Raw genomic sequence first — 12,982 nt, 5'->3', positions numbered from 1 at the left:
TACTTAAAGATTTTTCTTGAATTTCTCTAGAAAAATTGTATGATTGTAAAAATTAACTATTTTGGGAGGAGTTCACCATGGGAATGCATGAGTATTTAAAAAGTTTAAGTGATCTGGAAATGATTAATCGGGCCCCAGGCTATTTTAAGTTTGAAGAACATAATGTGGCAGCGCACTCTTTTAAAGTGACTCAAGCGGCACAAATGCTGGGCGATATTGAAGAACAGGCTGGCAATGAAATCGACTGGCGATCTTTATATGAAAAAGCTCTTAATCATGATTATACCGAGCGGTTTATTGGTGATATTAAGACTCCAGTAAAATACGCTACTCCTGAATTACGGTCAATGCTCGCACGAGTTGACAAATCTTTGATAGAGAATTTTATTCAATCAGAGATTCCTGCTGAGTTTCGTAAAGCCTATGAACGTCGATTTGCTGAGGGAAAAGACGAAACACTTGAAGGAAAAATTTTATCGGTAGCAGACAAGATTGACTTAATGTATGAATCATTTGGTGAAATTCAAAAGGGAAATCCTGAACCGGTTTATATGGATATTTATAAGTCAAGTTTGACAGCAATTATGGATTTTCGGGATATGGCAAGTGTCCAATATTTCTTAAAAAAGATTTTACCCGAGTTATTAAAGGATAATGCGGACGGTAATGCAAAAAATCAGCTTGCCATTGTGACAACCCAAATAATTCAACGATAATTAGTTTATAATGTTCTCTTTTTACTTAATGCTTGCTTTTTGCAAACGCTTTCTTATAATAAAGATAGAAGGTAAAAGTTAACAAAGTAAAGGGAGGCGGCAAAAATGTTTACGTCTAGTATGTTTACAGGAACGTTTTCAATTTTAGTATTATGGTTAATTGTTGATATTTTTTGGATATTAAGTCGCCCTAAAGATATTGTAATGCGACGGATTTGTGCCTGGATAAATATAGTCGCAATTATCGGCGGCTTTAGTGTATTTTATGGTGTAACACACTTGGGCAGTGCTAACATCGTACCATGGTTTATTTGCCTCAATTGGATTAACGTTATTGCAGCTGGTTTCCAATTTTACTTTGGTTATAGACGACAAACTAATTAAAAGATTAAGGAGAATTGTTGGAGGAGTCCAATTATTCTCCTTATTTTTATCTAGTAAATTTATAGACGAATGCATGTTTGGGTGATAAACTTATAACAGTAAATAACAGGGTAATAATATAAGTGGGACGCGGTACTTTTGTGTTTGCGATTCCATTTTCTTTTGTCCAAAATTTTTGTGAGGGAGGACCTTTACTGTGATATACCGGCAACCAGATAAGAAGTTTGAATTAGTATCAGATTATCAGCCAACGGGCGACCAACCCCAGGCAATTGCACAATTGACTAAGGGAATTGAAGCAAATGAAAAAGCTCAGATTCTATTAGGAGCAACGGGAACAGGGAAAACATTTACGATATCAAATGTAATCGCTAATGTTAATAAGCCGACGTTAATTCTCTCCCATAACAAGACGCTTGCTGGACAGCTTTATGGGGAAATGAAAAAATTCTTCCCTCATAATGCAGTTGAATATTTTGTTTCATACTATGATTATTACCAACCAGAAGCGTATGTTCCTTCTAGTGATACCTATATTGAAAAGGATGCTTCAATTAATGATGAGATTGATAAATTGCGCCATTCAGCAACAACCTCATTATTAGAAAGAAATGATGTGATTGTTGTCGCTTCAGTGTCTAGTATCTTCGGATTAGGTGACCCGCGGGAATATCAGAATAGTGTTCTTTCACTACGGGTTGGTCAAGAGATTGGGCGTGATCGCTTATTAACTGATCTTGTTAATATTCAATTTGACCGTAATGATATTGATTTTCAGCGTGGTCGATTCCGAGTACGGGGAGATGTAGTTGAAATTTTCCCGGCCTCCCGTGATGAGCGAGCCTTAAGAATTGAATTTTTTGGGGATGAGATTGATCGTATCCGTGAGGTTGATGCCTTAACTGGTGAGGTGGTCGGTGATCGTGATCATGTTTCGATTTTCCCCGCAACCCACTTTATGACTAACGAAGAAGTAATGGACCGCGCTCTTCCACAAATTGAAAATGATATGAGAAAACAGGTCAAGAAGTTTACCGATGCAGGAAAACTTCTGGAAGCTGAGCGAATTCAGCAACGGACAACTTACGATATTGAAATGATGCGTGAGATGGGTTATACCAACGGAATTGAAAACTATTCGCGATATATGGATGGACGAAAACCTGGTGAGCCACCATATACGCTTCTTGATTTCTTCCCTAAAGATTTTTTGTTAGTTGTTGATGAATCTCACCAAACAATGCCGCAGGTACGTGGAATGTATAATGGTGATCGTGCACGAAAGCAGATGCTAATTGATTATGGCTTTCGTTTACCAAGTGCCCTAGATAATCGGCCATTAAAGCTTCCAGAGTTTGAACAGCACGTTAATCAAGTCGTGTATATGTCAGCTACTCCAGGACCTTATGAAATGGAGCAGACTGATCATGTTGCTCAGCAGATCATTCGACCAACAGGACTTCTTGATCCAACGATTGAAGTGCGGCCAGTAATGGGACAAATTGACGACCTCGTTGGTGAAATTAATAAGCGAATTGAGCGAAATGAACGGGTCTTCGTTACAACACTGACAAAGAAAATGTCTGAAGATTTGACTGATTATTTAAAGGATATGGGATTAAAGGTCAAGTACCTTCATAGTGATATTAAGACTCTTGAACGGACACAGATCATTCGCGACTTACGATTAGGCAAGTTTGATGTTCTCGTTGGAATTAACTTGTTGCGGGAGGGATTAGATGTTCCTGAAGTGTCACTAGTAGCAATCCTAGATGCTGATAAGGAAGGTTTCTTAAGAAATGAGCGATCGTTGATCCAAACAATTGGTCGGGCAGCTCGTAATGAGAACGGTGCCGTTATTATGTATGCCGATACGGTGACCGATTCAATGCAAAAAGCGATTGATGAGACAAAACGACGGCGGACGATTCAAATGAAATATAATGAAGAGCATCATATTACTCCGCATACGATAATCAAGCCAATTCAAGAAGCAATTTCAGTTACTAAAAAGGTTGCGGACGACGAAAAAGAAGACACTAGTGCCGAGTTTACGGATAAGGATTTTGCAAAGCTGGATAAAAATGCCCAGAGAAATATGCTTGATGAATTAACAGAACAAATGCGGTCAGCAGCTAAGCGCTTAGACTTTGAGCAGGCAGCTACTCTTCGTGATACAATTATGGAATTAAAGTCACAAGCTAAAAAATAAAGGGAGGGATTAATTCGTGGCAAATGATAAGATTACAATTCACGGTGCCCGTGCACATAACCTAAAAAATATTGATGTAACGATTCCTAAAAATAAACTTGTTGTTGTAACCGGACTTTCAGGCTCTGGAAAAAGCTCCTTAGCGTTTGATACTCTCTATGCGGAAGGACAGCGACGCTATGTAGAGAGTTTATCGGCATATGCTCGTCAATTTTTAGGACAAATGGATAAGCCCGACGTAGATTCGATTGATGGACTTTCACCAGCAATTTCCATCGATCAAAAGACAACTTCACATAATCCGCGTTCAACTGTTGGAACTGTTACAGAAATCAATGACTTTTTACGTCTGCTATGGGCACGGGTAGGAACGCCAATTTGTCCCAATGATAATATCCCGATTACCAGTCAATCGCCAGAACAAATGGTTGACCGGGTTCTTGAATTACCAGAGCGGACCCGTCTGCAAATCCTGTCCCCAATTGTTCGCGGAAAAAAGGGCACGCAAAAGAAGATTTTCGAGACGATTAAACGTGAAGGTTTTGTCAGAGTGCAAGTTGATGGCGAAACATATGACCTTGATGAAGTACCAGCATTGGATAAAAATAAAAAGCATACGGTTAATGTTGTCATTGACCGGATCATTATTAAGGATGGTGTAAGGTCGCGATTATTTGATTCATTTGAGGCGGCTCTTCGACTAAGTAAAGGGTACGCAATTGCCGATGTTATTGGTGGTGAGCCGATTCCTTTTTCAGAGCAATATGCTTGTCCAATCTGTGGCTTTACAGTTGGTGAATTAGAACCACGGTTATTTTCATTCAATGCCCCAACTGGAGCTTGTCCAGAGTGTGAGGGATTAGGCCTAAAATTAGAAGTGGATGTTGATCTAGTAGTACCTGATCCTACCAAAACGTTGAAAGAAGGAGCAATTGTTCCGTGGAATCCAATTTCTTCGCAGTATTATCCACAATTACTAGAACAATTTTGTGCGTCTGCAGGAATTGCGATGGATACACCATTTGATAAATTACCAAAAAAGCAACAGCAGCAAGTCCTTTATGGAAATGGCGATAAAACATTCCACTTTCACTACGAAAATGATTTTGGCGGTGTTCGCGATGTCGATGTTCCGTTTGAAGGTGTCATTAATAATATTGCTCGCCGTTATCGGGAAACTAATTCTGATTTTACCCGTGAGCAAATGCGAAAATACATGACGGAACTGCCATGCCCAGTTTGTCATGGATATCGTTTGAATCAACGAGCATTAGCCGTAAAAATTGACGGTAAAAATATTGGTGAAGTTTCTGCATTACCGATCAGTGAATCACTTGAGTTTTTTAAGACTATTCAATTATCGGATCAACACCAGCAAATAGCTAAGCCGATCCTAAAGGAAATTATTGACCGGTTAACATTTATGAAGAATGTTGGTGTTGAATATTTGACGCTTAGTCGGTCTGCACGTACGCTTTCTGGTGGTGAAGCACAGCGAATTCGATTGGCAACCCAAATTGGCTCAAATTTATCAGGGGTAATGTATGTATTAGATGAGCCATCAATTGGACTCCACCAGCGAGATAATGACCGGTTAATTTCGTCATTAAAAGCGATGCGGGACCTTGGCAATACGTTGATTGTGGTTGAGCATGATGAAGATACGATGCGTGCTGCTGATTATATTATTGATATTGGTCCTGGGGCCGGTGAAAATGGTGGACAGGTGATGGCAGCTGGAACGCCAAAGCAGATTATGCGTTCACGAAAGTCACTTACTGGACAGTATCTTTCTGGTAAAAAATTCATTGAAGTACCACAGGAACGTCGAAAGGGTAATGGTAAAAAGATTTCGCTTAAGGGAGCAGCTGCAAATAATCTAAAAAATATTAACGTAGATTTTCCCCTTGGTAAGTTTATCTGTGTGACAGGAGTTTCTGGTTCTGGTAAATCAACACTTGTTAATCTGATTTTAAAACGTGTTTTAGCGCAAAAATTAAATAATAATTCCGCTAAACCAGGTAAATACAAATCAATTAGCGGGATCAAGAATATTGAAAAAGTAATTAATATTGATCAGTCACCAATCGGCCGGACACCGCGAAGTAATCCGGCTACATATACTGGGGTGTTTGACGATATTCGTGAGTTATTTGCGCAAACTAATCAGGCGAAAATGCGTGGTTATACTAAGGGGCGATTCAGCTTTAATGTAAAAGGCGGTCGTTGTGAAGCATGTCATGGTGATGGAATCATTAAGATTGAAATGAATTTCTTGCCTGATGTATATGTTCCTTGTGAAGTATGCCATGGCACTCGTTATAACTCTGAGACACTTGAAGTTGAATATAAGGGAAAGAATATTTCTCAAGTGCTCAATATGACTGTTTCTGAGGCTCTCAAGTTCTTTAGTGCAATTCCCAAAATTAAGCGAAAGCTCCAAACAATTGAAGATGTTGGGTTAGGTTATGTTCATCTTGGCCAACCAGCAACAACACTATCTGGTGGTGAGGCTCAACGAATGAAATTAGCTGCTGAACTACACCGCCAATCTCACGGTAAGAGTTTCTATATTTTAGATGAACCAACAACCGGATTGCATATGGATGATATAAAACGACTTCTCGCCGTCCTTCAGCGATTAGTTGATGCGGGTAATACCGTTTTGGTTATTGAGCACGATTTAGATGTTGTTAAATCGGCTGATTGGTTGATTGATCTTGGCCCAGAAGGTGGCGCTGAAGGTGGTAACGTTGTTGCAACAGGAACCCCTGAAAGTGTTGCAGAAGTAAAAGAAAGTTATACAGGCCGCTACCTTAAAGAAATGCTGGCGCGAGATCAGAAGCGGGCTTTAGAACGGGCAACAAAAAATAAAAAGAAGTTGCAATCTTAATCTTCTAATGGTATTCTAATAAAAATTATGTACACGAAAAGAGGAAAACAAATGCTACGATTGAATAAACAACAACAACTTTCTTCCTCCTCAGCCTCTAGTTCTATTAAGGCTGAGTGATTTTAGTGTACCCATAGACAGGTTTAAATATACCCGGGTCCTTTTAATCATTTGGCAAGTTCGGATGATTAATATAAAAGACCTGGGTTTTTATTTGGCCTAATCTTTAGAATGGAGGAATGATGATGAATCAACAACCAGCAGATGAATTAAAAAGGTCGCTTGGATTCTGGTCCGCAATTTCAATTGTTATTGGAACCATAATAGGATCAGGAATCTTCTTTAAGCAGGGATCAGTTTTAGATAGTGCTGGAACTTCAACTTTGGCAATTGCGGCTTGGGTATTTGGGGGAATTATTACCCTAACTGGCGGACTGACAATTGCCGAAATTGGGGCTCAAATGCCATACACTGGGGGATTGTATGTATATATTGAAAATATTTATGGCCGATTATTAGGCTTTCTTGCTGGCTGGATGCAGGTAATTGTTTATGGCCCGGCGATCATTGCTTCAGTTGCTGGCTTTATGAGTATCTTAATGGCAAATTTCTTTGGCCTAGGGACTGAGTGGCGAATTCCATTAGCTGTGATTACAGTTGTTGCAATTGGGGTTATGAACTTATTTGAGAATAAAGTTGGGGCTATTTTTTCGATTATTACGACTGCTGGGAAGATGATTCCGATTGCTGCAATTATTATCTTTGGCTTATTTTGGGGACATCAAAACGCTTTTGGGCAGACGGTTACAGAAATTCACCAGGCAACTGGTGGATTTGGTGTTGCTGTCCTGGCAACTTTATTTGGTTATGATGGTTGGATTTTGATTGCTAACCTTGGTGGTGAAATGAAGAACCCTCAAAAACTGCTGCCAAAGGCAATTATTTTCGGGATTACCGCGGTTTTAATTATTTATACGTTAATCACTGTTGGTATTTTGAAGTTTCTTCCGGCTAATACAATTCATCGGCTGGGTGAAAATGCGACTGCTTATTTAGCCGTTAAGGCCTTTGGAACAATCGGTGGTAAATTATTATCGGCCGGAATCATTATTTCAATGATGGGAACGCTAAATGGGAAGATGATTACTTTTCCGCGGATCGTCTACGCAATGGCACGACGCCGTGACCTACCTTTTTCACGTTATCTGGCTTACATTACGCCAAAAGGTAAATCACCTGTTGTTGCTACCATCTTCATTATTGTATTGGCAACTGTGATGATGTGTTTCTTTGATCCTGATCATTTATCAGATCTTTGTGTCTTTACGGTTTATTGTTTCTACTTATTGGCTTTCTTTGGAATCTTTATCCTACGACGGAAGAATAAGGGGCCTCGTCCATTTAGTACGCCGTTATATCCTCTTGTACCAATTGTCGCAATTGCGGGTGGTATTTTTGTGTTAATAAGTGAACTGTTGAATGATCCAGCGGGTGTTCTTCTCTTTGTTGGAATTGTCATTGTTGGGTTGCCGATCCTTTACATTGTTAAGCAAATGGATCAACGGCGGATGAAATGATAGCTAATTAAAAATTTATAATAGGAGCGTGAAAATGAAGTCGTAATTGACTGTTGTCACGCTTCTATTTTTAATCAATTAAGACACGCCCGGGTTGATATGGTAAAATAGGTGGGTAGCTGTAAGGAAGAAAGGGGATTAATAATGGCCGATCCTAAGTTAAAAGTAGTAATAATTACGGGGATGAGCGGGGCTGGTAAGACTGTTGCTGTCCATAGTTTGGAAGATTTAGGTTATTTTGTAATTGACAATATGCTTCCAAGCCTGGCTAGTAAGTTTATTAACGTGATTAAGGATTCTGGTGAATTTAATAAGATTGCAATGGTTATGGATACCCGATCGCGGGGATTCTATGATGAGGTTTTACCAAATTTAGAAAAGTTAAAGGAACGGACTGACTTAGATGTTAAGCTTCTTTTCCTTGATGCTAATGATGTTACGTTAATTTCACGGTATAAGGAAACGCGACGGGCGCATCCGCTTTCCCCACATGGCCGGATCCTTGATGGGGTAGAGTTAGAACGGAAACTTTCAGCGGACCTTAAGAGTCAAGCGGATGTCGTTATTGATACGACCACTGTGACGCCGCGTAACCTTAAATTGCGAATAAACAAGCTCTTTGGTCATGGTGAAGGTAGTAATTTTTATGTTGAAGTAATGTCATTCGGGTTCAAATATGGTTTGCCATTAGATGCCGATATTGTTATGGATGTTCGTTTCCTTCCCAACCCATTTTATATTCCAGAACTGAAGCATTTGACCGGTAATGATAAAGCGGTGCAGGATTATGTCATGGAAAGTCCGCTGGCGCAAGAATTTTATCAGCATTTACAATCATTACTACAAATTGCGCTTCCTGGTTATATTCGTGAAGGAAAAAGTAGTTTGACGGTTGCTATTGGTTGTACAGGTGGTCAGCATCGGTCAGTGACAATCGCCAATAAGATATCAGCTGATTTAAAATCAGATGGTTACAAGATAAATACATACCATCGCGATATTGATAAGGCAAAATAAAGAGGAGTTTTAATTATGCTGCATAAACCAAAGATTGTTGTAATTGGCGGAGGAACCGGATTACCGGTTGTTTTACGTGGGTTACGTGATCAAAATGCTGATGTTACTGCTGTCGTAACGGTTGCAGATGATGGTGGTTCATCAGGAATTTTACGGGATTATATTAATGTTGTCCCACCTGGTGATATTCGTAATGTATTAGTTGCGTTATCAGAATTGCCAGATCTTGAACTGAATATCTTTCAATATCGCTTCAATAGTAGTGATCAATTCTTTGCAGGGCATGCAATTGGTAATTTGATTATTTCTGCTTTGTCAGAAATGAAGGGTGGAATTTTTACCGCAGTTCAAGAATTATCGACGATGATGAAGATTAGAGGTCATATTTATCCAGTAGCTAACGAGCCTTTAACCTTAAATGCTGAATTTACTGATGGCACTAAGTTAAGTGGGGAATCAGAAATTACAGCAGCTCATAAGCAAATTAAACGGGTATGGGTGACTCCTTCTGTCGATAATGATGGGCACCAAGCACATCCTGTATCAGAGGTTTTAACGGCAATAAAAGAAGCCGATCAAATTGTTATTGGACCTGGCAGTTTATTCACGAGTATTTTGCCGAACCTGATGATCTCTGAAGTCGGACAAGCAGTTTGTGAAAGCAAAGCCGAAGTAATCTATATTTGCAATATTATGACGCAGAAGGGTGAGACAGATAACTTTACGGATGCAGATCATGTTCGAGTACTTAATGGACATCTTGGGAAGAACTTTATTGATACAGTATTGGTAAACATCCAGCCAGTTCCAGAAAATTACCTTGATTTTCAAGAATGGAACGAAATCTCACAGCCGGTTAAGCATGATTTTCAAGGATTACGTGAGCAGGGATGTCGAGTAATTAGTTCTAACTTTTTACGGTTAAAAGATAATGGTGCATTTCATGATCGTGATAAAGTAGTTGCGGAACTAATGAATCGACTTCACCAAGTACATGAGTAAGGAGGTGGGCAAGAAATGTCATATGCAAGTGAAGTAAAAAAGGAACTTACGGGAATTAAAGTTCACCGTGATAATGCTAAAGCTGAATTAATGGCACTAATTCGAATGAATGGTGCTATTGGTATTGCCGGTCATCAGCTAGTGCTAAATGTCCAGACTGAGAATCCAGCAATTGCCCGACGAATATATTCGCTTTTAAAGCAGTTTTATGAAGTTGAAAGTGAAATTGTCGTACGGCGAAAAATGAAGTTAAAAAAGAATAATCAATATATTGTTCGATTACGTTACCACGCTCAATATGTACTAGATGATTTAGGAATCTTACAAAATTTTCAAATTAAAGAACAAGTGCCGGTTGAACTATTGAAAGATGAATGGATGGTTCGCTCTTACCTGCGGGGGGCATTTCTTGCTGGTGGCTCGGTAAATAATCCGGAAACCTCTCGTTACCACCTAGAAATTTATTCACTATATGAAGAACATAATGAAATGATTGCACAAATGATGAATAAATTTGGTCTAAATGCCCAGACAACCGGGCGGCGGAGTGGATTTATTGTTTACCTTAAAGAGGCAGAAAAAATTGCTAACTTTATGTCATTGATTGGGGCAACTAATTCCATGCTTCAGTTTGAAAATATCCGCATAGTACGGGATATGCGTAACTCAGTCAATCGATTGGTAAATTGTGAGAATGCTAATTTGAATAAGATTGCTAATGCGTCAACACGGCAAATTGAGAATATTGAATTTATTGATTCGCAAGTTGGCTTAAGTAGTTTACCTGATAAATTGCGTGAAATTGCTGAAACGCGGTTGGCTCATCAAGAAGTTAGCTTAAAAGAATTAGGTGAGTTAGTACCAGGAGGGCCAATTTCCAAGTCTGGGGTAAATCACCGTTTACGTAAATTGAATGCGTATGCAGATGAATTACGGACATCACATGCAAAATAAAAAAAGAAAAGCTAGATAGGCAGTATGATACGCTTATCTAGCTTTTCGTTTTTGGTAATTAGTTAATTTTTGGAAAATCGAATTAACTAATTACTTTAATTTAGAATTATTTTCCATTACACCATCAAGCAAGCCATAGTCAACGGCCTCTTGAGCGGTTAAGTAATGGTCACGTTCAGTGTCAGCCTGAATCTTCTCAATTGGTTGACCAGAATTCTTGGCTAAGATGTTGTTTAGCATCTTACGCGTCTTCAGAATTTCAGTAGCAGCAATTTCAATTTCAGTTTGCTGACCTTGAGCGCCACCAGATGGTTGGTGAATTAGTACTTGAGAGTGAGGTAAACCAAAACGCTTACCTTTTGCACCAGAAGATACTAATACACTAGCCATTGAGGCGGCCATTCCGATAACAATTGTTTGAACATCTGCTTTGATGAAGTTCATTGTGTCGTAGATAGCCATTCCTGAGGTAACAACCCCACCAGGTGAGTTAATGTATAAGTAAATATCTTTAGTTGAGTCTTGCGCATCTAGGAATAAAAGCTGCGCAACAATTGAGTTTGCCATTTCGTCTTCGATTGGACCAGAAAGCATAATAATCCGATCCTTCAGAAGCCGTGAGTAAATGTCATAGGCACGTTCACCACGGGATGATTGCTCAATGACAGTAGGAACTAAGTTCATAGTGTGTTGGCCTCCTTATATAAATTAGCACTCGTTAGCCTTCTATGCTAACGGATAATAATACTATACTCGATTGGTCAAAAAAGGTCAAATGTTTTAACCAAAAATTTAAAAATAATAATAAAAGTGTATCGAATAGTTGCCTCAACGAGGTAGTTAGTTAAAATGGGGTGATATTGTTTTGAAATGGCATGGTTATCATTAAGTCTGATAATTAAAAGGCCTTATTCTAAACAGGATAAGGTCGTAACGGTTGCTTATATAAATAAATTATTGAAGAGTTAGTACTCTTTAATCTTATTTTTGATCGATGCTTGCACTTACCAATGCTAGTTCAGCTGCGGCACATTCTTTATCTAATTCTGCCCAGTTATTAGTAACGTTAAATATATTTAGTGAATTTGTTTTCATGATGTATTCCTCCACAGGATTATTCTTTGTTTTATTATCTCTTGATTACAGTATGTATCATACTACAATTGGTCTAATAATAAAACCTTTTAGTATCAATAATTACGCCTTAAATATATAAATTGGTATAGATTAATTGCTGGAATAGTAGTAATTATGGTAAAGATAATCGTTTAGCAAAATAGTTAATATTTTAAAATTAAAAGCAAAATTTTGTTTCAGTATTTCATAATCGGATTTGCTAATAAGGTGGACTTGCTTTTTAAAACAATGCCCGGTATAATTGGAACGTTAATTAATTTACGTTTAATATTTAAAGGAGGCATATTCACATGCGTAAAGCACACCCATACGGCGTACAAGGCCGTCGCCCAATCGCTTCTAAGTACAAGCGAGCATTAAAAGAAAAAAAGATTGAAGCTATTCGTAAGTGGGCTAAGGAAAAGCCAGCTGATGAAAAGTAATTAAAAAAGAGGTTGAGAATTAGCTCAACCTCTTTTTTAATTACAATGATAACTCTAAATCATAATCCACTAATGGTAATAGATTTAACGAGGTAAATAGTAATGGAAAACTTTATGAAACAAGTCACCGTCTGGTCGGGACTGGGATTATTATTAATAGTAGGGATTAATCTATTGTTTTCCAGTCAGTTTTTATTGGAATTAGCAATTACACTGTTAGTAATTTTTTATCACTTTACAATGCGATTAGTTGTAGGAAATGTTTTAGAACCTCATTTAAAATTAACGGATACTAGTTGGTGGTTTAAGGTTCGATTGTGGGAACAACATTTATATCGGCTATTAAAGGTTAAAAAATGGAAACGATTATTACCAACGTACGCGCCTGCTAAATATAACCTTCAACAGCATTCACTAACACAAATTGGGCATACAATGATTTTGGCAGAAGCAGATCATGAAATAATGTTTTTACTTAGTTATCTTCCATTGATTTTAATAATTCCATTTGGGGCACCTGTAATTTTTATTTGTACCTCTATTATCGCTAGTCTAATTGAGGTCCCTTTTGTTATTTTACAAAGATATAACCGTTACCGTTTACTTAAGTTACTTCATCGTCAAGTGTCCCGGCGGAAAAAGAATTTAAGTGAATAGAAAAAAAGCCG

Annotated in this window: 11 protein-coding genes; 10 read left to right on the top strand and 1 reads right to left on the bottom strand. The window is 38.3% G+C overall.

Translation table 11 applies throughout. The annotated features are described in order from the left end of the window. The first annotated feature begins 77 nt into the window (after positions 1-77). The 8 genes from H5S39_RS10835 (at position 78) to whiA (ending at position 10,755) form a co-directional block, all read left to right on the top strand. Positions 78-716, top strand: coding sequence for a YfbR-like 5'-deoxynucleotidase (locus tag H5S39_RS10835; protein WP_182597082.1), 639 nt, complete (start codon positions 78-80; stop codon positions 714-716). A 105-nt stretch (positions 717-821) separates the two neighbouring features. Then, complete coding sequence (locus H5S39_RS10830) at positions 822-1,100, top strand: hypothetical protein (RefSeq protein WP_182597081.1); 279 nt, start codon at positions 822-824, stop codon at positions 1,098-1,100. Between the two features lie 196 nt (positions 1,101-1,296). Beyond that, entirely contained in the window at positions 1,297-3,312 is a 2,016-nt protein-coding gene (uvrB, locus tag H5S39_RS10825; protein WP_182597080.1) for an excinuclease ABC subunit UvrB, read from the top strand. A 16-nt stretch (positions 3,313-3,328) separates the two neighbouring features. Continuing rightward, entirely contained in the window at positions 3,329-6,205 is a 2,877-nt protein-coding gene (uvrA, locus tag H5S39_RS10820) for an excinuclease ABC subunit UvrA (RefSeq protein ID WP_182597079.1), read from the top strand. Between the two features lie 245 nt (positions 6,206-6,450). Continuing rightward, the gene (locus H5S39_RS10815; protein WP_182597194.1) at positions 6,451-7,782 is read left to right on the top strand and encodes an APC family permease; all 1,332 of its coding nucleotides are present in this window, start codon (positions 6,451-6,453) and stop codon (positions 7,780-7,782) included. 144 nt (positions 7,783-7,926) lie between these two features. Next, positions 7,927-8,799, top strand: coding sequence for an RNase adapter RapZ (gene rapZ / locus H5S39_RS10810; RefSeq protein WP_182597078.1), 873 nt, complete (start codon positions 7,927-7,929; stop codon positions 8,797-8,799). A gap of 15 nt (positions 8,800-8,814) precedes the next feature. Then, complete coding sequence (mgfK, locus tag H5S39_RS10805; protein WP_182597077.1) at positions 8,815-9,801, top strand: gluconeogenesis morphogenetic factor MgfK; 987 nt, start codon at positions 8,815-8,817, stop codon at positions 9,799-9,801. Positions 9,802-9,816: 15 nt separating this feature from the next. Then, a complete protein-coding gene (gene whiA, locus H5S39_RS10800) occupies positions 9,817-10,755 on the top strand; it encodes a DNA-binding protein WhiA (RefSeq protein WP_182597076.1) in 939 nt (312 codons plus the stop codon). A 90-nt stretch (positions 10,756-10,845) separates the two neighbouring features. On the opposite strand, the gene clpP is transcribed toward whiA, so the two are convergent. Beyond that, complete coding sequence (gene clpP, locus H5S39_RS10795; RefSeq protein WP_182597075.1) at positions 10,846-11,439, bottom strand: ATP-dependent Clp endopeptidase proteolytic subunit ClpP; 594 nt, start codon at positions 11,437-11,439, stop codon at positions 10,846-10,848. Positions 11,440-12,182: 743 nt separating this feature from the next. Here clpP and H5S39_RS11685 point away from each other — a divergent pair. Then, positions 12,183-12,314 carry a hypothetical protein gene (locus H5S39_RS11685; protein WP_255505084.1) on the top strand — a complete coding sequence of 44 codons (132 nt, stop codon included), beginning with the start codon at positions 12,183-12,185 and terminating at the stop codon, positions 12,312-12,314. A gap of 102 nt (positions 12,315-12,416) precedes the next feature. After that, positions 12,417-12,971, top strand: coding sequence for a glycosyl-4,4'-diaponeurosporenoate acyltransferase CrtO family protein (locus H5S39_RS10790; RefSeq protein ID WP_182597074.1), 555 nt, complete (start codon positions 12,417-12,419; stop codon positions 12,969-12,971). Positions 12,972-12,982 lie beyond the last annotated feature (11 nt).

This window comes from Limosilactobacillus rudii, from assembly GCF_014145455.1.
Lineage (GTDB): Bacteria > Bacillota > Bacilli > Lactobacillales > Lactobacillaceae > Limosilactobacillus > Limosilactobacillus rudii.
This window is presented reverse-complemented; position numbering and strand designations above follow the sequence as displayed.